The 26,364-nt window shown below is 71.0% G+C and carries 20 protein-coding genes; 9 read left to right on the top strand and 11 right to left on the bottom strand.

The window, feature by feature from the left end; translation table 11 throughout:
• Positions 1-1,455 precede the first annotated feature (1,455 nt).
• Complete coding sequence (fxsT, locus tag AB0I15_RS64310) at positions 1,456-4,365, top strand: FxSxx-COOH system tetratricopeptide repeat protein (RefSeq protein WP_358119924.1); 2,910 nt, start codon at positions 1,456-1,458, stop codon at positions 4,363-4,365.
• 47 nt (positions 4,366-4,412) lie between these two features.
• On the opposite strand, the gene AB0I15_RS64315 is transcribed toward fxsT, so the two are convergent.
• Complete coding sequence (locus tag AB0I15_RS64315) at positions 4,413-5,039, bottom strand: LysE family translocator (RefSeq protein WP_358119927.1); 627 nt, start codon at positions 5,037-5,039, stop codon at positions 4,413-4,415.
• A 97-nt stretch (positions 5,040-5,136) separates the two neighbouring features.
• Here AB0I15_RS64315 and AB0I15_RS64320 point away from each other — a divergent pair, with 97 nt between their 5' ends.
• Entirely contained in the window at positions 5,137-5,592 is a 456-nt protein-coding gene (locus tag AB0I15_RS64320; protein WP_358119930.1) for an Lrp/AsnC family transcriptional regulator, read from the top strand.
• 181 nt (positions 5,593-5,773) lie between these two features.
• On the opposite strand, the gene AB0I15_RS64325 is transcribed toward AB0I15_RS64320, so the two are convergent.
• On the bottom strand, positions 5,774-7,243 hold the full coding sequence (locus AB0I15_RS64325) for a phosphodiester glycosidase family protein (RefSeq protein WP_358119933.1): 1,470 nt from the start codon (positions 7,241-7,243) through the stop codon (positions 5,774-5,776).
• A 248-nt stretch (positions 7,244-7,491) separates the two neighbouring features.
• Between AB0I15_RS64325 and trpS the strand changes: the two genes are divergently transcribed.
• Positions 7,492-8,454: a tryptophan--tRNA ligase gene (trpS, locus tag AB0I15_RS64330; RefSeq protein WP_358119935.1), complete on the top strand. Its 963-nt coding sequence runs from the start codon at positions 7,492-7,494 to the stop codon at positions 8,452-8,454.
• Here the strand turns inward: trpS and AB0I15_RS64335 are convergent.
• From AB0I15_RS64335 to AB0I15_RS64355, 5 genes are all read right to left on the bottom strand, one after another.
• Positions 8,417-9,463, bottom strand: a complete 1,047-nt coding sequence (locus AB0I15_RS64335; protein WP_358119937.1) for a methyltransferase — start codon at positions 9,461-9,463, stop codon at positions 8,417-8,419. The genes trpS and AB0I15_RS64335 overlap by 38 nt on opposite strands.
• 18 nt (positions 9,464-9,481) lie before the next feature.
• Positions 9,482-9,868 carry a cupin domain-containing protein gene (locus AB0I15_RS64340; protein ID WP_358119941.1) on the bottom strand — a complete coding sequence of 129 codons (387 nt, stop codon included), beginning with the start codon at positions 9,866-9,868 and terminating at the stop codon, positions 9,482-9,484.
• A gap of 18 nt (positions 9,869-9,886) precedes the next feature.
• Entirely contained in the window at positions 9,887-11,503 is a 1,617-nt protein-coding gene (locus AB0I15_RS64345) for a PucR family transcriptional regulator ligand-binding domain-containing protein (protein WP_358119943.1), read from the bottom strand.
• Between the two features lie 66 nt (positions 11,504-11,569).
• Positions 11,570-13,210 (bottom strand): AMP-binding protein, encoded by a 1,641-nt coding sequence (locus AB0I15_RS64350; RefSeq protein WP_358119946.1) that lies wholly within the window; start codon positions 13,208-13,210, stop codon positions 11,570-11,572.
• A 12-nt stretch (positions 13,211-13,222) separates the two neighbouring features.
• The gene (locus AB0I15_RS64355; RefSeq protein WP_358119949.1) at positions 13,223-13,927 is read right to left on the bottom strand and encodes a TetR/AcrR family transcriptional regulator; all 705 of its coding nucleotides are present in this window, start codon (positions 13,925-13,927) and stop codon (positions 13,223-13,225) included.
• A 55-nt stretch (positions 13,928-13,982) separates the two neighbouring features.
• Between AB0I15_RS64355 and AB0I15_RS64360 the strand changes: the two genes are divergently transcribed.
• Complete coding sequence (locus AB0I15_RS64360) at positions 13,983-15,431, top strand: MFS transporter (protein WP_358119951.1); 1,449 nt, start codon at positions 13,983-13,985, stop codon at positions 15,429-15,431.
• Here AB0I15_RS64360 and AB0I15_RS64365 read toward each other — a convergent pair.
• Complete coding sequence (locus AB0I15_RS64365; RefSeq protein WP_358119954.1) at positions 15,428-16,126, bottom strand: alternative oxidase; 699 nt, start codon at positions 16,124-16,126, stop codon at positions 15,428-15,430. The genes AB0I15_RS64360 and AB0I15_RS64365 overlap by 4 nt on opposite strands.
• Before the next feature lie 240 nt (positions 16,127-16,366).
• Between AB0I15_RS64365 and AB0I15_RS64370 the strand changes: the two genes are divergently transcribed.
• From AB0I15_RS64370 to AB0I15_RS64380, 3 genes are all read left to right on the top strand, one after another.
• A complete protein-coding gene (locus AB0I15_RS64370; RefSeq protein ID WP_358119956.1) occupies positions 16,367-17,647 on the top strand; it encodes an aspartate aminotransferase family protein in 1,281 nt (426 codons plus the stop codon).
• On the top strand, positions 17,644-19,152 hold the full coding sequence (locus AB0I15_RS64375) for a CoA-acylating methylmalonate-semialdehyde dehydrogenase (protein WP_358119959.1): 1,509 nt from the start codon (positions 17,644-17,646) through the stop codon (positions 19,150-19,152). The genes AB0I15_RS64370 and AB0I15_RS64375 overlap by 4 nt, the downstream gene beginning before the upstream one ends.
• 82 nt (positions 19,153-19,234) lie before the next feature.
• Positions 19,235-20,428, top strand: a complete 1,194-nt coding sequence (locus tag AB0I15_RS64380; protein WP_358119962.1) for an extracellular solute-binding protein — start codon at positions 19,235-19,237, stop codon at positions 20,426-20,428.
• Between the two features lie 99 nt (positions 20,429-20,527).
• On the opposite strand, the gene AB0I15_RS64385 is transcribed toward AB0I15_RS64380, so the two are convergent.
• Positions 20,528-20,728 carry a hypothetical protein gene (locus AB0I15_RS64385; RefSeq protein ID WP_358119964.1) on the bottom strand — a complete coding sequence of 67 codons (201 nt, stop codon included), beginning with the start codon at positions 20,726-20,728 and terminating at the stop codon, positions 20,528-20,530.
• A 208-nt stretch (positions 20,729-20,936) separates the two neighbouring features.
• Positions 20,937-22,265, bottom strand: a complete 1,329-nt coding sequence (gene gabT / locus AB0I15_RS64390; RefSeq protein ID WP_358119967.1) for a 4-aminobutyrate--2-oxoglutarate transaminase — start codon at positions 22,263-22,265, stop codon at positions 20,937-20,939.
• A 92-nt stretch (positions 22,266-22,357) separates the two neighbouring features.
• Here gabT and AB0I15_RS64395 point away from each other — a divergent pair, with 92 nt between their 5' ends.
• Positions 22,358-23,914, top strand: a complete 1,557-nt coding sequence (locus tag AB0I15_RS64395; RefSeq protein ID WP_358119969.1) for a PucR family transcriptional regulator — start codon at positions 22,358-22,360, stop codon at positions 23,912-23,914.
• On the opposite strand, the gene AB0I15_RS64400 is transcribed toward AB0I15_RS64395, so the two are convergent.
• Positions 23,907-24,533, bottom strand: coding sequence for a TetR/AcrR family transcriptional regulator (locus AB0I15_RS64400; protein ID WP_358119971.1), 627 nt, complete (start codon positions 24,531-24,533; stop codon positions 23,907-23,909). The two genes, AB0I15_RS64395 and AB0I15_RS64400, sit on opposite strands and share 8 nt — an antisense overlap.
• 291 nt (positions 24,534-24,824) lie before the next feature.
• Here AB0I15_RS64400 and AB0I15_RS64405 point away from each other — a divergent pair, with 291 nt between their 5' ends.
• Positions 24,825-26,252, top strand: a complete 1,428-nt coding sequence (locus AB0I15_RS64405) for an aldehyde dehydrogenase family protein (RefSeq protein WP_358119974.1) — start codon at positions 24,825-24,827, stop codon at positions 26,250-26,252.
• Positions 26,253-26,364 lie beyond the last annotated feature (112 nt).

Consider the following 26,364-nt stretch of genomic DNA (forward strand, 5'->3'; position numbering starts at 1 on the left):
GGAAGTTAAGCTTCTCTGCGCCGATGGTACTGCACTCGGGAGGGTGTGGGAGAGTAGGTCACCGCCGGACAATCTTTGTGGGAGGGCCCCGACATCTGTCGGGGCCCTTTTTTATTTCCCCATACATAGGGGCCTTCTGTGCTTTCCGGGCATGCTGAAATTCCGGTGGCGAGCCTTTGATAGCGCGGTCACTCTGGGTGTGTGACGGCTGATCCCCCTTCTGGACCTGCATCAAGACGGTCACGGCGTACTCGTCGGCTTCGGCGTTTGCTGACTTGGACGGTTGCGCCCGTTTCGCTCACTCTTATTACGGCCGGATTGGTGGATTTTTTCGCCGACGTATTAGAGGAGCCCGGCACGCTCCTCAGCGTCCTGGACGAGCAGGACAGTCTGATCAGTGTGTCCCTGGGAATCGTCGGGCTGCTGGTCGTAGGTGTCGTAGTGGTGAGACGGCTCTGGGCTGGGGGTGAACGTGGGCGTCGGAGGGTCGGCACTCGTGCGGTGGGCAGGCTCGGGGATGACGCTCTGGGGATAACGGCGGCGAGTGATTCGCGGAGCTTCGAGGATGGAGCTGCGGCTGGTTGCGAGACCTTTGAAAGTGGTGGGGCCGCCGGCGTTCCCGATGGCGCGGGTGGCCAAGGGGGTGGTCCTGTTGGTGGCGCGGGTCCTGGGGCGACGGGTGGCCCTGCGGGTGCAGGCTCGGGCGCTGGAGCCGGCGGTGTCCCCGGGAGGGTTGGCAGCGCCCTCGGGAGGGTCGGCGATGCCTCCGGTAGGACGGGTGCTGCGGCGGAAGGCGGCCCCGGTGGCGTCAGTGGCGTCAGTGGCGTCAGTGGTGGCGCGGGTGGCGCGGGTGGTGCCGGAACTTCCGGGGGCGATGCGGAAAGCACCGGCATTGCGGGAGCGGCTGGGGGTGATGTGGGTGGTGCGGGGAGTGCTGGGGCATCTGGTGGTGGTGCGGGCAGCGCCGGAGCTTCCAGGGGTGGCACGGGTGGTGCCGGAGCTGCCGGAGGTGGTGCGGGCAGTGCGGGGGCTTCCGGGGATGTCGCAGGTGGTGACAGAGCTTCCGAGGGTGGTGTGGGGAGCACGGGCGGGGCCGGGGGTTCCGAAGGCGGTGAGGAGAGTGCCGGGGCTTCTGGAGGTGGTGCGGGCAGCGCGGGGAGTTCCCGGAGTGGTGCGGCTGGCGGGGGTTCCGGTGGAGAGGGGGGTGGGGCCGGCAGCGGCTCAGGTGATTCGGGGGGTCGTGCGGGTGGTTCGAAGGGTCGTGCGGGGAGTTCGGGGGGGCCTGCGGGGTGGGGGGCGGAGGTTGAGGCTGAGGGCGAACGTTCCATTGGGGTGGGGCGGGACAATGCGGGGGTGGCCATGACCGGTGACAGGGCTACCGCTGTTACCGGGGGATATGTGGATGTCGTGGGAGATGTGCATTTGCCGCCCCGGCCCCACGTTCCCACTCGGCCTGTGCAGCTTCCGCCTCGGCCGCCCCAGCTTCTCGGGCGGGACGATGTCGTCGCCGAGCTGCGGGAGCGGCTGACCGCCGGTGCCGTACGTCCGTGCGTGGTCGTCGTGTACGGGCTCGGTGGCGTGGGCAAGACCAGCCTGGCCCTCGAGTACGCCCACCGCCACAAGGAGGACTACCACCTCATCTGGCAACTCCCGGCCACCGACCCGTCGGTGCTGTCGGCCGCGTTCGCCCGGCTGGCCGCCCTGCTGGGGATACGGGAGACGGTCGACGTGGCCGATCCCGTCGATCAGGCGCACGCCGCGCTCGCGGCGCGTACCGAACCGTGGTTGTTGATCTTCGACAATGCCCCGGAGGCCGGTTCGTTGCGCCCTTTTCTGCCCCCGGCGGGGCCGGGGCATGTGCTGATCACCAGTCGTTCCGGGAACTGGCCGCGCGAGCACTCGCTGGAGCTGCCGGTGCTGGAGCCGGGACCGGCGACGGCGCTGGTGCTGGCGCGGTCCGGTCAGGTGGACGCCGTGGCGGCGGCCTCCGTGGTGGCGGAGCTGGGGGCGTTGCCGCTGGCGCTGGAGCAGGCGGCGGCGTACATGGCCGAGACCGGGCTGACCCTGGGCGAGTATCTCGACCTGCTGCACCACCAGCGCGCCGGGCTGCTCGCCCAGGGGCAGGCGTGGGGGTATCGCGAGCGCGTCACCACCACCTGGCAACTGGCCTTCAAGCATCTGGCTTTCACCAGCCCGCACGCGATCGCGCTGCTGCGCGTGCTGGCCTGCTACTCCCACGAGGTGATCCCGTACCACCTGCTGCTGTCGCAGCTCGAGGAGGTCACGCCGCGTGAGTTGTTCGGCGCGGACGTGCGGCGGCGGCGGGCGTACGGGCGGCTGTCGAGTGCCAGGGTTCGGCTGTTCCGTGATTTCCGTCCCTGGCTCAGCGCGCTGGCCGTGCTGCAGGAGCTGCCGCGCGACACGCTCACGCTCAACACCGCCGTCAGCGCGTTGCGCGGTCACAGCCTCATCGGGTATCCGGTGGACGGCACGGTGTCGGTGCATCGGCTGGTCCAGGCCGTCACCCTCGACCAGCTCGAACCCCAGGAGCAGCAGCGCTGGTACGACGCCGCCGCCGTGCTCCTGGAGTCGGTGCTGCCCGACGACCCGGCCCACGCCGGGAACTGGCCCAGGTACGCCCAGCTCCTGCCGCACATCCTGCACGTGCTCACCCCGACCTCGCCCGGCATGGACAAGACCGCGCAATACCTGGGCGCGAGCGGTGACTACCGGACCGCGAAGTCGCTGTTCCAGGAGATCTGCGACGCGCTCAGCGCGCGGTTCGACGCCGACCATCCGTCCACGCTGACCGCCCGGCACGAGCTGGCCCGCTGGACGGGCGAGCTGGGGGACGCGGCGGCGGCGCGGCGGCAGTACGCGGAGCTGCTGTCCATCAGGGAGCACCAGCTCGGCCCCGAGCATCCGAACACGCTGACCACCCGCCACGAGCTGGCCCGGTGGACGGGCGAGCTCGGGGACGCCGCCTCGGCCCGCGACCAGTACGCGGCCCTGCTGCCGGTGCGTGAGCGCGTCCAGGGCCCGGAGCATCCGGACACGTTGACCGTCCGGCACGAGCTGGCCCGGTGGACGGGTGAGCTGGGGGAGGCGGTGGCGGCCCGGGACATGTACGCCGATCTGGTGCCGATCAGGGAACGTGTCCAGGGCCCCGACCACCCCGACACGCTGACCGCCCGCGCCAACCTCGCCCAGTGGACGGGGGAGGCGGGCAACGCGGCGGCGGCCCGCGACCAGTACGCCGCCCTGCTGCCGGTTCGCGAGCGCAGGCTCGGCCTCGACCACCCCGTCATCCTCATCCTCCGGGCGAACCTCGCCCAGTGGACCGGCGAGGCGGGCGACCCGGCGGCGGCCCGCGACCAGTACGCCGCCCTGCTCCCCATCTACCAGCGCATCCTCGGCGCCGAGCACCCCGACACGCTCACCACCCGCCACAGCCTCGCCCAATGGACCGGGAAGGCGGGTGACCCGGTCGCCGCCCGCGACCAGTACGCCGAGCTGCTCCCGCTGCGCCGGCGCGTCTCCGGCCCCGGGCATCCCGACACCCTCGTCACCCAGGCCAACCTCGCCCAGTGGACCGGCCAGGCGGGGGATCCGGCGGCGGCGAGGGAGCAGTACGCGGCCCTGTTGCCGATCCGGGCGCGCGTGCAGGGCAGCGAGCATCCCTCCACGCTCATCAACCGGCACGAGCTGGCCCGGTGGACGGGTGAGCTGGGGGACGCGGCGGCGGCCCGCGACCAGTACGCGGCGCTCCTCGTCGTACGCGAGCGGATCTCCGGCCCCGACCACCCCGACACGCTGACCGTACGGCACGAGCTGGCCCGGTGGACGGGTGAGCTGGGGGACGCGGCGGCGGCCCGGGACATGTACGCCGATCTGGTGCCGATCAGGGAACGTGTCCAGGGCCCCGACCACCCCGACACGCTGACCGCCCGCGCCAACCTCGCCCGGTGGACCGGCCACGCGGGGGATCCGGCGGCGGCCCGCGACCAGTGCGCGGAGTTGCTGCCCGTCAGAGAACGCGTGCTCGGCCCCGAGCATCCCTCGACCCTGATCACCCGGCACGAGCTGGCCCGGTGGACGGGTGAGCTGGGGGACGCCGCCTCGGCCCGCGACCAGTACGCCGCGCTGGTGCCCCTCCGCGAGCGCGTGTCCGGCCCCGGGCATCCCGACACGCTGACCGCCCGCGCCAACCTCGCATACTGGACCGGGCGGGCGGGCGATCCGGCGGCGGCCCGCGACCAGTGCGCGGAGTTGTTGCCCATCAGGGAGCGGGTGCTCGGTCCCGACCATCCGGCCACCAGGACTTCCAGGGAGCAACTCGCCTACTGGTCGGAGCGGGCGCCATGAAGGCCGTGCCCCGGGCGGGCCTCATGGGAGCCCCGCGCCGGGTGCTGTTAGTGGGTGCCGAGGGTGGCTGCCGCGACGACCAGGAGCATCGTGCCCGAGACGGCGGAGATGCGGCGCGCGGCCTTCGGGGTGCCGGTCAGGGCGCGGCTGGCCTGTGCCGTCGCGATGGCGATCAGGCCGTAGAGCAGGGCGCAGTTCACGACGTGGAGCAGGCCGAGCGCCGTGAGCTGGACGCCCAGCGGCACACCCGTGCCGGTCGAGATGAACTGCGGCATCAGCGACAGGTACAGCAGCACGCCCTTCGGGTTGAGCAGGGCCGTCAGCATGCTCTGCCGCAGCACCTTGGCCACCGGTTCCGGGGCGCCGCCGAGCACGGGGCCGGTGCGGTGCCGCAGGGACAGCAGGGTCCTGACCGCGAGGAACACCAGGTACGCGGCCCCGGCGTACCGCATCACCGGGAGCGCGGCGGGCACGGCCTGCAGCGCGGCGGCCAGTCCGGCGGCGGCCAGGACCGTGTGCACGGCGTAGCCGCCGCAGATGCCCGCCACCGCCGTCAGCCCGGTCCTGCGGCCCTGGCCGAGGGAGCGGGCCATCACGTACAGCATGTCGGGGCCCGGGGTGAAGATCAGCAGCAGGTCCATACCGAGGAAGAGGAGCAGGAGCTTGGGGTCCATCGGGTTCACCTCCTCAGTGCGACGGTAGTCGAAGAGGGTTGGCATGCGATGGTGGATTTGTGCCGGTGGAGTGGGGTGTATGGCACGATATTGCGTCATGGATGCCATTGACCGCAGGATCCTGCGGGAGCTGCAGCGGGACGGGCGGCTCAGCAACACCGAGCTGGCCGATCGCGTGGGGCTCACGCCGTCGCCGTGCCTGCGCCGGGTGCGGCAGCTCGAGGAGAGCGGGGTCATCCGCGGGTATCGGGCGTTGCTGGACGGGGACGCGGTGGGGCGCGGGTTCCAGGCGTTCGTCACGGTGGTGATGAGGTACGAGGACCACGACACGGTGACGGACTTCGAGCGGCGGGTGGCGGAGATGCCGGAGGTGGTGGAGGCGCACCGGCTGTTCGGGGATCCGGACTTTCTGCTGCGGGTGGCGGTGGCGGATCTGGGGGCGTACGAGCGGTTCTACTCGGAGGTGCTGTCCGGGTTGCCGGGGGTGGCCCAGGTGACGTCGCACCTCGCCATGAAGGCCGTCAAACCCGATGTCGGCCTGCCGGTGGCCTGAGGGCCCCTACGAAAGGACCCGCCGTGCTGATTGGGGCCATACGAAAAGGGACCCGCCGTGCTGGTGCGGGTCCCTTTGGCGAGACGGGGTGCCTGGGCCATCGGAGCGGGGCGGCCTTCAGGCTCTGGCGAACCGGGTGCCGCCCGTCCGGGGCGATGGCCGGGCGGGCGGCGGGGCCGGGTTACTTGGGCAGGACCAGGAGGGCGTCGCCGACGCCGCGTTCCGCGCCGTCCGACGGGCGGTTGACCAGCTTGTCGCCGACCACCATCGCCGTCGAGCCGCCCCCGTCCAGGTTGATCGCCTGGGTGGCCCCCAGCCAGCGCATGAACTGGGCCGCCTCGGGGAAGTTCGCCCCGATCGTCACCCCGGGCTGGCGGCCGTCGATGGTGGCCAGGATCAGGCTGCCGTTCTTCGTGGTGCCGAGGAGGGTACGCGGGTGGCGGCGCAGGATCATGTTGATGGAGTCGTGCCCGTCACGCTTGGCGGTGATCTTCACCTTGCCGTTGCGGACGAGGCCCACGCCGCCCGAGATCACGTGCAGGTCGGGGGTGAGCTTCAGGGCCTTCTTCGTACGCAGGTCGATGACCTTGGTCTCCACCTTGACCGTGTACTCGGGCCAGGCGTGCTCGCTGAGCCAGTCGGAGGCCGCGCCGTTGCCGTGCAGCACCCGCGTCCCGGCCGCCACCGCGGCACCCGAGGCGTGTACGGTCACGACCTTGCCGGTGGCGTCGAGGACGATGTCGGTGCCGCCGGTGGGGGTCTTGGCCCCGTACTCCTCCGTGTAGAGCACCACCTCGTCCGGCGCGGCGGCCCGGTTGACGCCGTTGACCTCGACGGCCTCCCCGTCCTGGGAGGTCGCGACCACGCTCGTCTTGACTTCGGTGATCTTGGCGGTGTGCCCCTTGAGCACCACGGCCGAGCGGCCGGGCACGGCCTCGCTCAGCAGCTTGCCGGCGACCACCGACGCGCCGACGGGCTCGCCGCGCAGGTTCTTGGCCGTGTGGATGTTGAAGAAGCCGCCGTTCACGCCGACGACCGCCTTCTGTGCCTTGGCCATCGACGAGACCGTCTCGCGCTTGGCCACGCTGGCGCCGAGCGAGGCGGCGTACGAGCCGCGGAACGTCTTGGCGTCGATCATGACGACCTTGACGTCCCAGGGGCCGGTGGTCTTGAGACCGTCGTCGCCGAGGTAGTCGACCTTGACCTTCAGCCCGGCATCCTTGAGTGTCTTGGCCGTCTCCTCGGCCTTCTTCTTGTCCTTGAAGGACCAGAGGCCGACGCGGACCATGTACACGGTCTGGGAAGGGGCGTCGGCGACGCTCGGCCGGATCACCTTCTGCAGGCTCGCCATCTCCCCGGCGGCCTCGACGGCGGCGACCTGGGTCTCGGCGGTGGGGAGCGTCCCGTAGTCGCGGCCGCTCGGCATGAGAACGGTGACCGTGTAGCCGTCGGTGGAGCTGCCGGCCTTCACGTCGTAGAGGTCGATGCCCTGGGTGACAGCGGTCATCGTCTTGGTCGGGATGGCCCGGGTGCCCAGCGGGAACTTGGCCGACGGGAACCGCACCGACTGCTGCTCCGCTGTCGCGGGCAACGCGGTGAGGGTGAGCGCCGCGGCTATGGCCAGGCCGCCGGCGAAGGTGCGTCGAGACATGAACTCTCCAGAGGGCGGAAAAGGGACCGCACCATAGTGGCGAGATCATGGTCTTCGAGGCAGCCGAACACGCCAAACGGGTAAAGAGGTTACGAGATTGACACCCTTTACGGCTACCATTCGTGTATGACCAGCATCCGCATGTGGTGGCGGCCCTCAGACGGCCGCTGAATCCCCATGCGCAGGGCCGTCCTCGAGACGGCCCGGCAGTGCGGCTCCTTCTCCAGGACGGCGGAAGGAGGACCCCTGTGAACGACGTCGTACTCACCGGCGACCGCCCGACCGGGCCGCTGCATCTCGGCCACTACTTCGGCTCGCTGGCCAACCGGGTCAGGCTGCAGGACGCCTACCCGATGTACGTCCTGATCGCCGACTACCAGGTGATCACCGACCGGGACACGCCGGGAGAGATCCGGCGGCACACCACCGAACTGCTCCTCGACTACCTGGCGATCGGCATCGACCCCGCCAGGGTCACGATCTTCCAGCACAGCGCCATCCCCGAGCTGAACCAGCTCCTGCTGCCGTTCCTCAGCCTCGTGTCGGTGGCGGAGCTGCGGCGCAACCCCACGGTGAAGGACGAGATCGCGCACAGCTCGCAGCGGGCCGTCAGCGGCCTGATGTTCACCTATCCGGTGCACCAGGCGGCCGACATCCTGTTCTGCAAGGGCACTTTGGTGCCGGTCGGCCGGGATCAGCTTCCGCACGTGGAGGTCACGCGGCTGGTGGCGCGCCGCTTCAACGAGCGCTACGGCGAGGTGTTCCCGCTGCCCGAGGCCATGATGGGCGAGCAGCCGCTGCTCAAGGGCCTCGACGGCGGCAAGATGAGCAAGAGCAGGGGCAACGCGATCGCCCTGTCGGCCACCGAGGACGAGACGGCCGTCCTCATCCGCAAGGCCCGCACCGACTCCGAGCGGCTGATCACGTTCGACGAGGAGCACCGGCCCGGGGTCGCCAACCTGCTCACGCTGGCCGGCCTGTGCCTGGGCCGCCCGCCGCGCGAGCTCGCCGACGAGATCGGGGACGGCGGCGCCGCCACGCTCAAGCGCCTGACCACGGAGGCCGTCAACGAGTTCCTACGGCCGATCAGGAAACGCCGGGCCGAGTTCACCGCCGCCGACGTCCAGAGGATCTTGACCGAGGGCAACGCCAAGGCCCGCGAGCGGGCGGTGCTCACCCTCGACGAAGTACGGGCCGCGATGGGGTTCTAGCCACGGCCAGCTCCGTGGCCACCGAGCGCAGCGGGCGGCGATGCCGGGGCCGGCGGAACCCGGCCGCCCGCAGCATGTGTGCCACCTCGCGGAATCCGCGTACGCGGCCGCCCGCGGCGACCAGGTAGTTGAGGTCCAGCAGGCGCAGGAGGGTGCGGCTGGCCCGGCCGGGCATGAGGCTGTCGGCGAACTGGTCGCCGACCACGATCGCGCCGCCCGGGTTGAGCGCCGCCGCCAGGCGCCGCAGCAGCGTGGCCGCCTCCTGGTCGTCCAGGCCGTGCAGGACGTTGAAGAGCAGGACGGCGTCGTACCCGTCGCCGAGGTCGTCGTCCAGGAACGAGCCGGCGCGCAGCGTCAGCCGGGGGTGCTCGGCGGCGGCTTCGAGCGCCCCCGGCAGGTCGATCACGGTGGCCCGCAGCCCGGGGTGCAGGCGCAGCAGCTCCACGCTGACCAGCCCGTGGCCGCCGCCGACGTCGAGCACCCGCCCGGCGCCGCGCGGCACGGGGACGACGCGGGCGGCGGCCGGAGCCTGCCGCCTGGCCAGTGCCCCCGTCCATGCCTGGAACGAGCGCGACAGCTCGGGGTCGCTCTCGAGCAGCGCGTAGAAGGGCGTCACCGGCGAGCCGTCCCGCACCGCCTTCTCCATGCGGGGCCAGATCACGCACGCGGTACGCTCCCAGAACTCCAGCCCCGCCACCAGCGACGTCGGCGAGTCCGTCGTGAACCACAACCGCGCCGTGCGGGTCAGCCGGTAGCGGCCACCCCTGACCCGCAGGTAGCCGAGCCCGGCCAGGCTCCGTAACAGCACGCCGGACGCGTGCGGGTCGAGGTTGAGGGTGGCGGCCAGCTCGCCGCCGGTCGACGGACGCTCGCCGAGGGCGTCGAAGACTCCCATTCTGGCCGCGGCCACGAGCGCATGCAGGCCCAGGGCCCCGAAATAATCGAACATCGGAGGCACGATCGACAGCCGATGGGCGCCGGCTTCCAGCGCGTTGAAGAAGAGGGGCACACCTGCGACGGTAAGCGGCTATTGCGTGGATTGCCGTGTCTGGTACACCTTGCGAAGCGTCTCGTGCACGATCCACGTCGTCCTGGCGCCCTCGGCCAGCAGGCACACGTCGCCGGGACCGACCTCGATCGTGGTGCCGCCCTCGACGGCGATCGTGGCGCGGCCCGACAGCACGACGAAGATCTCGTCGGTCTCCACGTCCGTGACGACGCCGGGCGTGATCTCCCAGATGCCCCGGCCGTCACCCAGCTCCAGGGAGGACGTCGCGGGGTCGCCCGCGACGATCTGCTCGGGGGTGAGCTCTTCCGGGATGAGCCGCACGTCGTGGACGGGCACCGAGAAGGCCCCCGCGGTGGCGAGCATGCGGCCGAGGTCGGCCAGATCGGGCATCAATACATCAGACATATCGCCCATTTCAGCACATCAGCGACTGTCTCTGCGGAACGACTCCAGTGCCAGCAGCGCCACGTGCAGCGAAAGGCACGATTCGACGTCGTCGAGGTCGGTGTCGAGGATGCGCTCCAGCCGGCGCAGACGGTCGTAGAAGGCGGGCCTGGACAGGTGGGCCTTCTGCGCGGCGACCGCCTTGTTGCGCCCGGAGTCGAGGTAGATGCGCAGGATCCGGGTCAGGTCGCCGCCGCGCTGCGCGTCGTGGGCCAGCAGCGGCCCCAGCTCCCGCTCGGCGAACGTCTGCAGTCGCGCGTCGTCGCGCAGCAGGTGGAGCAGGCCGCGCAGGCGCAGGTCGGGCAGCCGGTAGAAGGCCCGGCCGTCGGGCTGGCGGACGGCCACGTCGGCCACCTGCTCGGCCTCGAGGAAGCTGCGGCGTACGTCTCTGATGGACTCCACCACCGAGCCCGCCGCCAGCACGAACGCCGAGCCGGGCCGCCACAGCACGCGCAGCCGCTCGGCCAGGGAGGTCAGCGCGGGCTCGGCCTGCGTGCGCGGCGGCAGTGGCAGCAGGACCCCGACCCGCTCCTGGTCGAGCGCGCCCACCAGGGCGGGCAGGCGGGCGTCGCGGCAGGCGGCGGCGGTGGCCTCGGCCAGCTCGCCGAGCTGCGCCTGCCCGTCGAGTGCCTGGTCGATCGGCTCGGTCGGCCTGATGACGACGCTGACCAGCTTGCGCCCGGTGAGTGGCACGCCCACCGCGCGGGCGCGGGCGGCGGCCTCGTCGGGGTCGGCGTAGGCGTGGGTCAGGATGCCGGTGATGATCGTGCCGTGGGCCTGGCGCTCGAGCGACTCCTGGTGGCGCTCCAGCAGGCGGCCCAGGGCGAGCGTGGTGGCCGCGCGCTCGGCCAGCACCATGTCACGGGGCGACGGCTGCGCGTCGCACAGCAGGATCAGCCGCCCCCAGTCCTGCCCGCGCGCCCCGACCGTGGTGACCAGCCAGCCGGAGGCGGGATCGTACGCGGTGCGCTCGGCCGGGGCCACCGCCCGCGACCTGGTCTCCCACCCGGCCAGCAGGGTGCCCGCGTCGCGCCCGGCGGACTCGCAGGCCAGCACCTGGTGGGCGAGGTTCTCCAGCAGCACCGGCCGCCCCGACAGCCGTGCCACCTGGGCCAGCACCTCGGCCGGCGAGGCGCCTTCGACCGACAGCTCGGTGAAGACCTCGTGGAGCTGCTCGGAGGCCCGCAGCTCCTCGAGCTGGATGTCGATGATGCGCGCGTGCACGGACTCGGTGATCTGCACGAACGGCGTCTCGCGGGCCAGCACGATGACCGGCAGCCCGTGATCCTCGGCCGACTTGACCACGGCCCGCGGCAGCTCGCGGACGAACCTGCGGCCCAGCTCCACGATCAGGCCCGACGCCCCCACGGACGAAAGCTCACCGATGTAGTCGGCGAGCTTCTCGGGGTCCTCCGGCAGGGCCACCCCCGTGGTGAGCACCAGCTCCCCGCCCCGGAGCAGGTGCGCGATGTCGGCGATCTCGCCGACGTGCACCCACCGGACCTTGGTGTCGAGCCGGTCAGCGCCCGCGACCACGCGCGGGCTGCCCCGGCGCACGGTTTCCAGAGCGAGGATGTCGGCGATGGTGGGCAGCACGGGGCAGAGCCTAGCCGATCAACCTGTAAGAACGGCCATAGGCCGATTTACACTTTGGGACCTTTGTCATGGATTGAGGTCCTCCTCGCGATATTCCCGGCGAGGTTCGCGTACGCGCAGCTCAACCCGGCGAATCTTGCCGGAGATCGTCTTCGGCAGCTCGCCGAACTCCAGCCGCCGCACCCGCTTGTACGGTGCCAGCTCCCGCCGGCAGTGCTCGAAGATCGAGCGCGCCGTGGACTCGTCGTCCTCGAACCCGGGGGCCAGCGTCACGTACGCCTTCGGCACCGCCAGGCGTACCGGGTCGGGGGCGGGCACCACGGCCGCCTCCGTCACGGCCTCGTGCTCCAGCAGCACGCTCTCCAGCTCGAACGGCGAGATCCGGTAGTCGGAGGCCTTGAAGACGTCGTCGGTCCGGCCCACGTAGGTGATGTAGCCGTCCTCGTCGCGGGTGGCGACGTCGCCGGTGTGGTAGAAGCCGTCCCGCATCGCGTCCGTCGAGCCGCCAGCGTATGCACCGACATATCCGGACATGAGGCCGAGGGGGCGGCGGTCGTCCAGCGGCAGGCAGATCTCCCCGTCGTTCCCCTGCTCCCCGGAGACCGGGTCGATGAGCACGACCTCGTAACCGGGCAGCGGCCGTCCCATGGACCCGGGCCGGACCGGCTCGTCGGGCGCGTTGCCGATCTGCGCGGTCGTCTCGGTCTGCCCGTAGCCGTCCCTGATCGTCAGGCCCCACGCCCGGCTCACCTGCTCGATGATCTCGGGGTTCAGCGGCTCGCCCGCGGCCACGGCCGTGCGCAGCGGCAGCTTCCACGCCGCCAGGTCCTCCTGGATGAGCATCCGCCACACGGTCGGCGGCGCGCAGAACGTGGTGACCCGCTCGTCGCGCAGCACTTCCAGCAGTGCCGGCGCGGAGAAGCGCGAGTAGTCGTGGACCAGCACGGTGGCCCCCGCGTTCCAGGGCGCGAACACGTTGCTCCACGCGTGCTTGGCCCACCCCGGCGACGACACGTTGAGATGCACGTCGCCCGGCCTGAGCCCGATCCAGAACATCGTCGACAGGTGGCCGGCGGGGTAGGAGGCGTGCGTGTGCTCGACCAGCTTCGGCTGCGAGGTCGTGCCCGAGGTGAAGTAGAGCAGCAGCGTGTCGCCCGCGCGGGTCGGCCCGTCGGGGACGAAGCGCTCGTGCGCCTCGTACGCCTCCCGGAACGGCAGCCAGTTGTAGGCGTCGCCGACCGCGATCCTGGTGTATTCGCCGGCCCGGAACTTGCCGGCGTCGGCGGCGTTGGCGATCACGTGGGAGACGCCGCCGCGCTCGATCCGCTCGGTGATGTCCTTGACGGTCAGCAGCGTGGTGGCCGGGATGATGACCGCGCCCAGCTTCACCGCGGCCAGCAGCGACTCCCACAGCTCGGCCTGGTTGCCCAGCATGAGCAGGATCCGGTCGCCCCGGCGCACCCCCTGCTCGTGCAGCCAGTTGGCCACCTGGTTCGAGCGGGCGGACAGCTCGGCGAAGGTGTAGGAGGCGCTGCTCGCGCCCACGATCTTGAGAGCGACGGCCTCGGGGGTCTCCTCGGCGAGCACCCCGTCGAACCAGTCGAGCGCCCAGTTGAACTCGTCGATCTCCGGCCAGCGGAAGTCGCTGCGGGCGGTGGCGGGGTCGGCGCCGAGGAGGAAGTCACGGGCGGCACGAAAATCGCTCATGCCCGGATCCTGCTACGTCGCCAGCCGCCGCTCAAGGCCGTCGAGCACCGACACGAGCCCGAAGTCGAAGGCGACCGCCCGCACGACGTCGGGATCTTCGTAGCCCTCGAAGTTCATGCGCTCGGCTATGTCGGGAAAGTCCGCGGCGGCCTGGAGCACCTTCTCGCGCATGTCGTCGTGGTCGTAGTCGTAGCCGGACATCGAGGTGTTCCAGGCGATCTCGGGGATCGTCATGCCGTAGACGTAGGCGGTGAACGTGGAGCCCGCGTAGTCGATGTCCATCCCGGCGAACCCCGCGTGCCTGAAGGCCGTCCGCATCCGGTCGGCCACGTGGAGGGCGTTGGGGCCGAGCGCCGGCAGGCGGCCGAGCAGGTCGGCCGACCAGGGATGGCGCAGCATCACCTCGCGCATGCTGTAGGCCAGGACCGAGACCGCCTGACGCCAGCCTGCCTCTTCGGCGTCGGGGAAGGTGATCTCGCCCCACATCTCGTCGTAGGCCAGCTCCAGCAACTCATCCTTGTTGGCGACGTACCAGTAGACGCTGGTGGCGCCGGCGCTCAGCTTCGCGCCGAGCTTGCGCATGCTCAGGCCGGCCAGGCCCTCCTCGTTGAGCAGCTCGACGGCGGCCGCGACGATCTCCTCCCGGCTGCGCCCGGGACTGGTCGCCTTTCGGGGTTCGCGGAACCACACGGAGGAGAACGCCTTGCCTGCTGCCATGAATCCAGGATAAATCCCCTCGCACACTGTACGAGGCTTATCGTACAGTGTGCGAGTGAACTCGAACACTGTACGAGATCCTCGTCGCTGGTGGATCCTCGCCGCCTTGTGCCTGGCGTTGCTGGTGCTGGTCATCGACAACACCGTGCTGAACCTGGCGATCCCGTCCCTCAACGAGGAGATGGGCGCCACCCCGTCCGACATCCAGTGGATCATCGACGCCTATGTGCTGGCCTTCGCCGGGCTGCTGCTCACCTCGGGCAGCCTGTCCGACAAGTACGGCCGCCGCCTCTTCCTGATCATCGGCCTGGTCTTCTTCGGCGGCGCGTCCCTGCTCGCCGTCCTCGTCACCGAGCCCTGGCAGCTCATCGCCGCCCGTGGCCTGATGGGCATCGGCGGCTCCCTCGTCATGCCGTCCACCCTGTCGATCCTGATGACCGTCTTCGACGAGAGCGAGCGGCGCAAGGCCATGGCGGCCTGGAGCGCCGTGGCCCTGGTGGGCCTGGTGTCGGGCCCGACGCTGGGCGGCTTCATGCTGGAGCACTACTGGTGGGGCTCGGTCTTCCTGCTGAACATCCCCGTCGCGGCGATCGCCGTCGTGGCGGCCCTCGTCCTCATGCCGGAAAGCCGCAGCGTGGGCCGGAGGATCGACCCGGTCGGCGTCGTGCTGTCGATCGTCGGGCTGACCGCCGCCGTCTACGTGATCATCGAACGTGAGTGGAACATCCCCGTCATCGCCCTCGCGATCGTCGCCCTGGGCGCCTTCGTGATCTGGGAGCGCCGGCAGGACGAGCCGATGCTGCCGCTCCATCTGTTCGCCAACCGCAACTTCAGCGGGGCCTCGTTCTCGATCCTGCTGATGTCGTTCGGCGCGGGCGCCGTGATGCTGATGCTCACCCAGTACCTGCAGTTCGTGCTGGGTTACGGGGAGATGCAGGCCGGGCTGGCCATGCTGCCCTACGCGGTGGCCGCGGCGATCTTCAACGGGGTGGGCGCCGGGCTCGGCAAGAAGCTCAGCAACCGGGTGCTGATCAGCGCCGGGCTGCTGGCGATGGCCGGCGGCTTCGTCGTCATGGCCACCACCACCGGGATCCTGCCGCTGCTCACCGGCCTGGTGATCATGGGCGTCGGCGGCGGCCTGGCGGGTCCCTCCGCCTACGCCTCGCTCATGCAGGCCATCCCCCTGGAGCACGCGGGTGTCGGCTCGGCGCTCAACGACACCGTCCAGCAGGTCGGCATGGCGCTGAGCATCGCCGTCCTGGGGAGCGTGCTGGCGGGCAAGTACACCGCGGAGATGCCCGCCGACCTGCCCGCGGTGGCCAGGGAGTCGATCGGCGGGGCGCACCCGCTGGGCTTCGCCGAGGCCGCCAACGAGGCCTTCACCTCCGCCATGCACCTCGGCGCGTGGGTGGGGGCCGCGTTCTGCGTGGCCGCCGCGCTGCTGGCGGTCACCGTGCTGCGCCCGGCCGGTCCGGTCGCGGCCCCCGAGCCGGCGAGCGTCTAGCGGACACGGGGCTCCCTCATGCTCTCCAGGCTGTCGAGCTTGTGGGTGCGCTCGTCGTGGCCGATCTGCCGCAGGAGGTCGGCCACCGAGCGGTAGCGGCCGTACTCGTCGGCGTACGTGCCGGGGTCGGGCACGAAGTCCAGGTCGGGGTTCTCGGCCACGAACGTCATGTACTCGTGCTCGGCGTGGTCCTCGAACTCCGCGTTGAGCCGGTAGCTCCAGTCCGGCCTGACCAGGAACAGCACCCAGGACACGTGGTAGTAGAAGAACGCGATCAGCCAGGGCGCGGCCTTGTGCAGCAGCCACGTCTGCCGCTGCCCGGTGCGCTGGACGAGGTCCTGCATGATCAGCAGGTGCCACTGCTCGTTGTCCTGGTCGGCGCGGGCCTCCACGATCCGCTCGAAGACCCTCCTGGCCAGCGCGGAGCGGCCCGCGTGCCGGTGCACGGCCCAGTAGCCCATGCGCTCCCACGCCTGGTACGGCACCCGCGCGATGATCTCCAGCATGGCGAACTTCGTGTACGAGCCCTGCTTGCCGTACATGAGGTCCACGGGCTTGAACATCATCTTGGCCAGCAGGCTGTAGTCCATGCGCGGCGTGTCCAGCGTGTCCTGCTGGGCCCGGCGCAGTTGCTCGCGGTCGAGCTTCGGCGGGCCGGAGGGGGCTTCGGGGCGGTGGTCGACGATGACGGTCATCTCGGTCTCCTTCTCTGCTTGTCGAGTGACTCGATCGTCGTCGACGAAGGGGGTCCGGGGCGTCGGCCGCAAGTGGTCATTCACGGTGATTCCGGTGGGGTACGAGGCCCTCCTGCTGTACACCTCCAGGCGGACGGGAAATCCCCTAGGGGATAGATTTACAACATGTAACCCGATTTGACCTCACGCCGACAGCCTGGGGTTAGGAGGATGGGCGCGGGAAAAGGGATACTCGGTAACATGTCGGAGCTTCTCGCGCGCCACCGGGCGGTCATGCCCAACTGGTTGGCCCTCAACTACAACGAGCCCATCGAGATCGTCAGCGGCAAGGGAAACCGTGTCATCGACGCGGACGGCAAGAGTTACCTCGACTTCTTCGCCGGGATCCTGACGAACATGATCGGATACGACGTGCCCGAGGTGCGCGAGGCCGTCGAGCGCCAGCTCGCCACGGGGGTGGTGCACACCAGCACCGTCTACCTGCTGCGCGGCCAGATCGAGCTGGCCGAGAAGATCGCGCGGCTCTCCGGCATCCCCGACGCCAAGGTCTTCTTCACCAACTCCGGCACCGAGGCCAACGAGACCGCGCTGCTGCTGGCCACGTACGCGCGCAAGAGCGACCAGGTGCTGGCCATGCGGCAGAGCTACCACGGGCGCAGCTTCGGCGCGGTCAGCGTCACCTCCAACCGCTCCTGGAAGAACAACTCGCTCTCCCCGCTCAACGTGCACTTCCTGCACGGCGCCGACCGGCACCTCACCCAGTTCAAGGGTCTGTCCGACGCCGACTACATCCAGGCGTGCGTGGACGACCTGCGGCACGTGCTGGCCACCTCCGTCTCCAACGACGTCGCGGCGCTGATCGCCGAGCCGATCCAGGGCGTGGGCGGGTTCACGATGGCCCCCGACGGGCTGTTCGCCGCCTACAAGGAGGTGCTCGACGAGCAGGGCATCCTGTTCATCTCCGACGAGGTGCAGACCGGATGGGGCCGGACGGGCAGCGCGTTCTTCGGCATCCAGAACCACGGCGTGACCCCCGACATGATCACGTTCGCCAAGGGGCTCGGGAACGGCTTCGCCGTCGGCGGCATCGTGGCGCGCGGCGACCTGATGGACGCCCCGCACGCCGTGGGCCTGTCCACCTTCGGCGGCAACCCGATCTCCATGGCCGCCGCCAACGCCACCCTCGACTACGTGCTCGACCGCGACCTGCAGGCCAACGCCGCGCGTACCGGGGAGATCATCATCAGCGGGCTCAAGGCCGCCGCCGGACGGCTCCCGATCATCAAGGACGTCCGCGGCAAGGGCCTGATGTTCGCCGTCGAGCTCGAGACCCCCGCCCAGGCCGCCCGCTTCATGGAGGAGACCAGGAAGGCGGGCCTCCTGGCCGGCAAGGGCGGCCTGTACGGCACCGCCATCCGCATGGCCCCGCCCCTCACTCTCACGGTGGACGAGGCCACGGAGGGGCTGGGCATCATCGTCACGGCCCTCGAGACCATCAACGCGGAGGCGACGGCCCAGTGAAGTCGGTCAAGCATTGGATCAACGGCGCCCACGCGGACGGCGACCCCGCGCGTACCGCGGAGCTCTTCGATCCGGCCACCGGTGAGGTGAGCGGCCACGTCGCGCTGGCCTCGGCCGCCGACGTGGACGCGGCCGTGGCGGCCGCCGTCGCGGCGTTCCCCGCCTGGCGGGACGCCTCGCTGGTCAAGCGCTCGCAGGTGCTCTTCCGCTTCCGTGAGCTCATGTACGCCCACCGCGACGAGCTCGCCGCCCTGATCTCCGCCGAGCACGGCAAGGTGCACTCCGACGCGCTCGGCGAGGTGGCCCGCGGCCTGGAGGTCGTGGAGTTCGCCTGCGGGATCCCGCACCTGCTCAAGGGCGGCTTCTCCGAGGGCGTCTCGACCCGGGTCGACTCCTACTCGATCCGCCAGCCGCTGGGCGTCGTGGCCGGGATCACGCCGTTCAACTTCCCGGCCATGGTGCCGATGTGGATGTACCCGGTCGCGATCGCGTGCGGGAACGCCTTCGTGCTCAAGCCGTCGGAGAAGGACCCCTCGGCCGCGCTGCTCATGGCGCGGCTCTGGCGGGAGGCCGGGCTGCCCGACGGCGTGTTCAACGTCGTGCAGGGCGACAAGGTGAGCGTGGACCGGCTGCTGGAGCACCCCGACGTGCGCGCCGTGTCGTTCGTCGGCTCCACCCCCATCGCCAGGTACGTCTACGAGAGCGGCACCGCGCACGGCAAGCGCGTGCAGGCCCTCGGCGGCGCCAAGAACCACATGCTCGTGCTCCCCGACGCCGACCTCGACCTGGTCGCCGACTCGGCGGTCTCGGCGGGGTTCGGCTCGGCGGGGGAGCGGTGCATGGCGATCTCCGTCGTGCTGGCCGTGGACCCGATCGGCGACGAGCTCGTCCAGAAGATCGTCGAGCGGGTGGACAAGCTCGTGGTCGGGCCTGGCGACGACCCCAAGTCGGAGATGGGCCCGCTCGTCACCGGCCCCCACCGCGACAAGGTCGCCTCCTATCTCGACCTCGGCGTCGAGGAGGGGGCCAAGCTGGTCGTCGACGGCCGCGAGACGGCCGTGCTGGGCGGGGGCAAGGCGTCGGAGACGCCCGGCTTCTGGCTCGGCCCGACGGTGCTCGACCACGTGCCCGCCGGCTCCCGTACGCACACGGACGAGATCTTCGGCCCCGTGCTGTCGGTCGTGCGCGTCTCCTCGTACGAGGAGGGCCTGGAGGTCATCAACGGCGGCCTGTACGGCAACGGCACCGCGATCTTCACCAACGACGGCGGCGCGGCCCGGCGTTTCCAGAACGAGGTCGAGGTCGGGATGGTCGGCATCAACGTGCCCATCCCGGTGCCGATGGCCTTCTACAGCTTCGGCGGGTGGAAGTCCTCGCTGTTCGGCGACACGCACGTGCACGGCACCGAAGGGGTGCACTTCTACACCCGGGGCAAGGTCGTCACCTCCCGCTGGCTCGACCCCTCGCACGGAGGCGTCAACCTGGGGTTCCCCACGAACAAGTAACCGCTGATCGCGACCGGGAGGGACTGGTGCCCCTCCCGGCCCCTTCCCCGGTAGGCTCCAGCAGACGGACAAGGGGGGCATCGTGAATGGTCGTCGTGCTTATGCCACGGCGCTCGCCGTGATGGCGCTGGTCGCCGGCGTGGGTGCGGCGGCGCCGACCCCGGCGGCGCCCCCGTCCTTCACCTCGGCCCCGAGGCCCGGCCTCCGGGCGACCCTCAGCGCCATCCCCACGCCCACCCCCACCCGCACGCCCACCCCCACTCCTTCGCCCAGCGCGACGCAGCTCGACGGCACGCTGCAGATCCTCACCTATCGCGGCTACGCCGAATACGGCGGTGTGAGCCCCAAGGTCAACTGGGTGGGCTCGTTCGAGAAGGAGACCGGCTGCCGCATCGCCCGGCTCGACACCGTGCAGAGCGCCGAGGACATGGCCGTCAAGGTCAAGGAGCGCGCCTACGACGTGATCACCGCCGGCCCGGCGCTGGCGGGCGAGCTGATCGAGCGCAAGCAGGTCCAGGCCGTCGACCCGGCCAAGGTGAGCGACTACGAGGACATCGACGAGCGCTTCCGCGACATGATGACGGTGTCGGGCAAGGTCTACGGGGTGCCCTATCTGTGGGGCTCCGACGAGTTCATCTACGACTCGGCCAAGGTCAGGGGCGGCGGGCTCGAGCAGCTCTTCGCCTCCGGCCGGACGGTGCTCAGGGACAGCCCGATGGCGATCGCCGGCGCCGCCCTGGCCGAGGGCTCGGTGAAGAACCCCTACGAGCTGAGCAAGGCCGAGCTGGACACCGCGATGACGCTGCTGGAGCGGAACAAGGACCGCGCCTACTGGCGCAACCCGATCGACCTGGTCCAGGGCTTCGCCACCGGCGAGCTCGACTACGCGCAGGCCACCCCCTACTACCGCCTGCTCCTGCAGAAGTCCGGCATCCCGGTCAAGACGCTGACCACGCGCAAGACGACCGGCTGGGTCGACTCCTGGATGCTCGGCGCGAACGTCCCCGACACCACCTGCGCCTACCGGTGGCTCAACTGGGTGACCGACCCGGACGCGCAGCGCGACGCGGCCGCGTGGGCGGGAATGGCGCCCGCCAACGACAAGGCGTGCAAGGGGCGGGCCAGGCTGATGTGCGAGACGTACGGCGTGGGCGACGACAAGCGGCTCAGCCGGGTGATCTTCGCGGTGCGACCGCCGGGGGGTTGCCGGGCGGAAGATGGGGAATGCACTGATTATTCGGCCTGGACCGAGCGATGGGCCGAGCTGACCAAGTGAGTGCATGCGCGGACGCGCTCTTCCCCCCGCTGGGCGCGTCCTGCGGAGACGCCCCGGGCCTTCCCCCCTTCCCGGGGCGTCTCGCCTCGGCCAGAGGGGTCAGCGAGACGGGAAGGCCACGACGGTGGCCAGCGGCGAGGGCATGAGCGCCTCGGCGCAGTCGTTGCAGGCGAGCACCGCGGAATCGTCGGGCAGGCGGCCCACGCGCACGCGCGGGCGCGGCCACCGCTTCTGGCAGACGACACACGCGTCGCCTTCGCGCTGTGCCCAGGTCAGGCCTTCAGGGTCGAACGTCAACATATTCCGCGCCGTTCTGGTCGGACCCCAGTTCATCACGCTCCCAGCAGCCATCGCCCATCCCTATGTCGGAACCGTTATAACCCCGACCGAGGCCGGAGGCGTCCAGCTGAGCGTCAAGCCAGAGTGAATTCTCTACCCGAGTGGCGCCTGTTACACCACAAAACGGGCATCCAGCCGCAAGCTGGATGCCCGTTTCGTTGGGTTTCGTCTAGAGCTCGGCGATCGCCTTCTCCAGGATGCCCAGGCCCTCCTCGAGCAGGTGCTCGGGGATGACGAGGGGCGGCAGGAAGCGCAGGACGTTGCCGTACGTGCCCGCCGTCAGGACCAGCAGGCCCTCGGCGTGGCAGCGCTTGACGACCTCCTGCACGGCGGTCGGGTTCGGCTCCTTGGTGCCGGGCTCGACCAGCTCGATCGCGATCATCGCGCCGCGCCCGCGCACGTCGCCGATCACGTCGTGGCGTTCCTTGAGCGCCTCGAGGCGGGGCAGCATGATCTCGCCGATGCGGCGGGCCTTGGCGACCAGGTTCTCCTCCTCGATCGTCTCCAGCACGCCGAGCGCGGCTTCGCAGGCGAGGGGGTTGCCGCCGTACGTGCCGCCCAGGCCGCCGACGTGCACCCTGTCCATGATCTCCGCGCGCCCGGTCACCCCGGCCAGCGGCAGGCCGCCCGCGATGCCCTTGGCGGTGGTGATGATGTCCGGCACGACGCCCTCGTCCTCACAGGCGAACAGCGTCCCGGTACGCGCGAAGCCGGTCTGCACCTCGTCGGCCACGAACACGATCCCGTTCGCCTTGCAGAACTCGGCGATGCGCGGCAGGAACCCCTTGGCGGGCACGATGAACCCGCCCTCGCCCGCGATCGGCTCGATCACCACGGCGGCCACGTTGTGCGCGCCGATCTGCTTGCCGATCAGGTCGATGGCCTGCTCGGCGGCCTCCTCGGCGCAGTGCTCAGGGCCGCTCGGCCAGCGGAACGGGTAGGCCAGCGGCACCCGGTACACCTCCGGCGCGAACGGGCCGAACCCCTCCTTGTACGGCATGTTCTTGGCCGTCAGCGTCATCGTGAGCAGCGTGCGGCCGTGGTAGCCGTGGTCGAACACCACGACGGCCGGGCGGCCGGTGGCGTGCCTGGCGATCTTGACCGCGTTCTCCACGGCCTCGGCGCCCGAGCTCACCAGGAACGAGCGCTTGTCGTGGTCGCCGGGGGTCAGCTCGTTCAGCTTCTCGCACACCCGCACGTACGACTCGTACGGGGTGACCATGAAACAGGTGTGGGTGAAGTCGGCGACCTGCTTCTGGACGCGCTCCACGACCTTGGGCGCGGCGTTGCCGACGTTCGTCACGGCGATGCCGGAGCCGAAGTCGATCAGCGAGTTCCCGTCGGCGTCCTGCACCACGCCGCCGCCCGCGCGGGTGACGAAGACCGGCAGGGCAGTGCCGATGCCGGGCGGGACGGCGGACTGCTTGCGGGCCAGCAACTCCTGGGACTTGGGGCCGGGGATCGCGGTCACGAGGCGCCGCTCCTGGGGAATGCTCATGCTTCTGACGCTACGGCGGGCTCCTATCAGGTCCGATACGTCGATATGTCACACTGAAGGTGCTCCTCTTTGCCGGAATGGATAAAACTCGCATGCCGCCTTCGCTCCAGACCGTCGTGCGCCGCATGAACCTCCGGCCGCTGGCCGGGACGTCCGGTCGCGGGGTGCTGGACGCCGCGGTGCGGTGGGTGGCGGTCAGCGAGCTGGCGGACCCGACCCCGTACCTGGAGGGCGGGGAGCTGCTGCTCACCACGGGCATGCGCATGGAAGGCGACCTCGGCCACTACGTCGCCCGATTGGTGGCGCGCGGGGTGGCCGGGCTGGCCTTCGGCGTCGGGGTCTCCCACGAGGAGGTGCCGCCCGCTCTCGTGACGGCGGCCGAGGGGGCCGGGCTGCCGCTGTTCGAGGTGCCGCGCGAGACGCCGTTCATCGCCGTCGGCAAGGCGGTGAGCGAGCTGCTGGCCGCCGAGCAGTACGAGGAGGTCACCCGGGCCTTCGCCGCCCAGGGCCGGCTGACACGGGCGGCGCTGCGGCCGGAGGGCATGCACGCGGTCATCGACCGGCTGGCCAAGGAGGTCGGCGGCTGGGCGGCGTTGCTGGAGGAGTCGGGCGAGGTCCGGCACGCCACCCGAGGGGCGAAGACGGAGGCGGTCGCCGCCGAGCTGGCCCGCCGCCGCGGCCGCCTCGGGGATCACGCTCGTCCGGCGGATGCCGGGGGTGCGGCGCGCGGGGAGCGGCAGCCTGCCAGCCTCGCGCTGTCCGCGCCCGGGGAGCACATCGTCGTGCAGCCGCTGGGCGGCGGGCCCCGGCCGCGCGGCTTCTTCGCCGTCGGAGCCAGGCACGCCTTCTCACCCGTCACCCACACGGTGATCAACGCGGCGGGCTCGCTGCTCACGCTGGCCATGGAGCAGGGCCGGACCCAGCTCGCGGCCGAGCGCCGCGTCCGGACCGCCGTGCTGGAGCTGCTGCTGGCCGGGGAGGGGGAGCGGGCCCGCGCGGTGCTCGGCCCGCTCGGCGCACGGCTGCCCGAGGAGCCGCTCGTGGTGCTCGCGGCGGCCCCCGAGGCCCTGGACGCCCTGGAGGCCCGGTCCTTCGCCGCCCTGCTCGACGGCACCGCCCCGGAGGGTTCCGACGCCGGGGCGCGTGGGTCCGGGGCGATGGTCGTCGCGCTCGTGGCCGAGGCGGTGGCGGAGGAGGCGGCGGAGGAGGCGGCGCTGAGCGCGGAGGCCCCTGCCGGCCTCAGCCGGCCCACCGGGTACGCCGCCCTGCGCGGCGCCCTCGACCAGGCCGGACGCGCCCTGGGGGCGGCGCGGAGCCGCGGGCGGCGCGGCACCGTCGTGACCTTCGGGGAGCTCGCCGGCCAGGGCCTGCTGGGCCTGCTCGACCAAGCCGCCGTGCGGGCGTTCTCCACGGCCCTCCTGGCCCCGCTCACCGAGTACGGCTCCCGGGCCGACCTGGTGGAGTCGCTGCGCGCGTACCTGGACAGCAACGGCCACTGGGATGCGGCGGCGCAGCGGCTCGGCGTGCACCGCCACACCCTGCGCTACCGCATGAAACGCGTCGCCGACCTGCTCGGCCGTGACCTCGACGACCCGGGCGTGCGCGCGGAGCTGTGGCTCGCCCTCGAGGCGGGCCGCCGCTCTACGTAGATTTGTCCACCAGATAGCAGCAGATGGTCGCCCTGGTCACCGCTTCGTAGGTGCGGCTGTCGCGCAGGTGCCCGGCGCGTTCGAGGCTGATGGCCCCTTGGGCCGCCGCCCACAGCGCGTCCGCGATCTTGCGGGGCTGGGTCGGGATCAGGTAGCCGGCCGAGATGCAGTCGGCGATCACCCGGTCGAGGATGTTGAGGGCGGCGCGGGCCAGTGTCCTGGCGCGCTCGCTGGGCTCGAAACCGGGGATCGCCCGCTCGAACATCAGGCTGTAGTAGCCCGGTTCGGACAGGCACGCCTGACGGTAGGCGGGGCCGAGCGCGGACAGGTGCTCGAACGGGTTGCGGCGCTGCGGCACGGCCTCCAGAAAGCGGCGGAAGCGCTCGAACCCCTCCAGATAGAGCGCCTCCGCCAGCCCTTCCCGGTTGCCGAACATGGTGTAGATGACGGTCGTCGTGCATCCCGCCTCCGCGGCGATCCTGCGCATGGTCAGGCTTTCCGGCCCGTCCGACTGGAGCAGGTTGACCGCCACGTCGAGCAGGCGGGAGCGAAGTTCGTCGTGGCCGGCGCGCTCACCCAGGAGGTACGCGCCCTGCAGCCCCAGCGGCGCCGAGGTCATGAGACCTCCCCTGTGCCCAAGGAGCGATGCGTCCTTGTGACCTCACGTTGTTCGGTCACGGGGCCCACGCCTTTCTCGTCGGGGGCCCGCCGCGCTGGAGACCCGCACCCGGTGACTTAGCCATGGCGGAGATCGCTCAAACCACTCCGCATGGTAAACATCCCGAATTGGGTCTACTTCTGTTACATCATGGGTATACAACGGGGCTTGTACTTAACGGTGAGCCCTCGTGGGAGTCTTGTGCATCGTGGTGTAAATCCCCCAAGTACTCCTTCGCATAACGTCATGGGTATGGACGTGCGTACCTTCTGGCTGGCCGGCCGCGCCGCGACCGGGGACACCGAGCTCACTGTCACCAATCCGCATGACGGCCGCGAGGTCGGGCGGCACTCCGTGCCCACCGACGCCCAGGTCGAGGAGGCGATCCAGGCCGCCCACGCGGTGGCCAAGGAGGCCGCCGCGCTGCCCGTGCACGTACGGGCCGAGGCCCTGGCCCACGTCTCGCGCCGCCTGGCCGAGCGGGCCGACGAGATCGCCCGGCTCATCACGGCCGAGAACGGCAAGCCGATCTTCTGGGCGCGCGGGGAGGTCGGGCGGGCCGTCGCCACGTTCCGCTTCGCCGCCGAGGAGGCCCGCCGCTGGTCGGGCGACGTACAGCGGCTCGACACCGAACCGGCGGCCGCGGGGCGGCTGGCGTACGTGTCGCGTGTCCCGTACGGTCCCGTGCTGGCGATCACGCCGTTCAACTTCCCGCTGAACCTGGTCGCCCACAAGGTCGCGCCCGCCATCGCCGTCGGCGCGCCCGTCATCGTCAAGCCCGCCCCCGCCACGCCGCTGTCCTCGCTCGTCCTCGGCGAGATCCTGGCCGAGACCGACCTGCCCGCCGGCATGTTCTCGGTGCTGCCGATCGAGAACGACCGCGCCTCCGCCCTCGTCCAGGACCCCCGGCTGCCGGTGGTGTCGTTCACGGGCTCCGCGCCGGTCGGGTACGCCATCGCCGACCAGGTGCCGCGCAAGCACGTGACGCTGGAGCTGGGCGGCAACGCCGCCGCGGTCGTGCTCGCCGACGCCGACCTCGACTGGGCGGCCCAGCGCGTCGCCCTCTACTCCAACTACCAGGCCGGTCAGAGCTGCATCGCCGTGCAGCGCGTGATCGTCGAGCGGCCGGTCTACGACGCCTTCGTCGAGCGCCTGCTCCCGGCGGTCTCCGCCCTCGTCACCGGCGACCCCGCCGACGAGAAGACCCAGGTGGGCCCGCTGGTCTCCGAGGCCGCCGCCGAGCGGGTCGAGCAGTGGGTCCGGGAGGCCGTCGCGGCCGGGGCCGAGGTCCTGGCGGGCGGCACCAGGCAGGGCGCGACGTTCGCCCCGACGGTGCTGGCCGAGGTGCCGCACGACGCCAAGGTCGCGTGCGAGGAGGTCTTCGGGCCCGTCATGATCCTCCAGCCGGCGGCGTCGGTCGACGAGGCGTACGCGATGGTCAACGACTCCAAGTACGGGCTGCAGGCCGGGGTGTTCACGCGCTCGCTGGACGCCGCGTTCCGGGCGAACCGGGAGCTGGAGGTGGGCGGCGTGGTCATCGGCGACGTGCCGTCGTACCGGGCGGACCAGATGCCTTACGGCGGGGTCAAGGACTCCGGGATCGGGCGCGAGGGGCTGCACTCGGCGATGGCGGATCTGACGTACGAGAAGGTCATGGTGCTGACGGGGCTGTCGCTCTAGGACCGTCGTGGGGGGGGGGGGGGGGGGGGCGCCCCCCCCCCCCCCCCCGGCGAACAGGGGTTGAAACCGAGAACCCCCCTGGGATGTGGTGGTTGGGGGGGGGGGGGGGTGT

It is taken from the genome of Nonomuraea sp. NPDC050643 (assembly GCF_040654715.1).
In the GTDB taxonomy this organism is placed as follows: domain Bacteria; phylum Actinomycetota; class Actinomycetes; order Streptosporangiales; family Streptosporangiaceae; genus Nonomuraea.

Coding starts and splice junctions, on each gene's coding strand:
- AB0I15_RS64395 (WP_358119969.1), top strand. CDS start 22,358: ATGCCGCCTTCGCTCCAGACCGTCGTGCGCCGCATGAACCTCCGGCCG.
- gabT (WP_358119967.1), bottom strand. CDS start 22,265: ATGAGCATTCCCCAGGAGCGGCGCCTCGTGACCGCGATCCCCGGCCCC.
- AB0I15_RS64355 (WP_358119949.1), bottom strand. CDS start 13,927: ATGGCAGCAGGCAAGGCGTTCTCCTCCGTGTGGTTCCGCGAACCCCGA.
- AB0I15_RS64320 (WP_358119930.1), top strand. CDS start 5,137: ATGGATGCCATTGACCGCAGGATCCTGCGGGAGCTGCAGCGGGACGGG.
- AB0I15_RS64385 (WP_358119964.1), bottom strand. CDS start 20,728: ATGTTGACGTTCGACCCTGAAGGCCTGACCTGGGCACAGCGCGAAGGC.
- AB0I15_RS64400 (WP_358119971.1), bottom strand. CDS start 24,533: ATGACCTCGGCGCCGCTGGGGCTGCAGGGCGCGTACCTCCTGGGTGAG.
- AB0I15_RS64340 (WP_358119941.1), bottom strand. CDS start 9,868: ATGTCTGATGTATTGATGCCCGATCTGGCCGACCTCGGCCGCATGCTC.
- AB0I15_RS64315 (WP_358119927.1), bottom strand. CDS start 5,039: ATGGACCCCAAGCTCCTGCTCCTCTTCCTCGGTATGGACCTGCTGCTG.
- AB0I15_RS64365 (WP_358119954.1), bottom strand. CDS start 16,126: ATGACCGTCATCGTCGACCACCGCCCCGAAGCCCCCTCCGGCCCGCCG.
- AB0I15_RS64405 (WP_358119974.1), top strand. CDS start 24,825: ATGGACGTGCGTACCTTCTGGCTGGCCGGCCGCGCCGCGACCGGGGAC.
- AB0I15_RS64325 (WP_358119933.1), bottom strand. CDS start 7,243: ATGTCTCGACGCACCTTCGCCGGCGGCCTGGCCATAGCCGCGGCGCTC.
- AB0I15_RS64370 (WP_358119956.1), top strand. CDS start 16,367: ATGTCGGAGCTTCTCGCGCGCCACCGGGCGGTCATGCCCAACTGGTTG.
- AB0I15_RS64350 (WP_358119946.1), bottom strand. CDS start 13,210: ATGAGCGATTTTCGTGCCGCCCGTGACTTCCTCCTCGGCGCCGACCCC.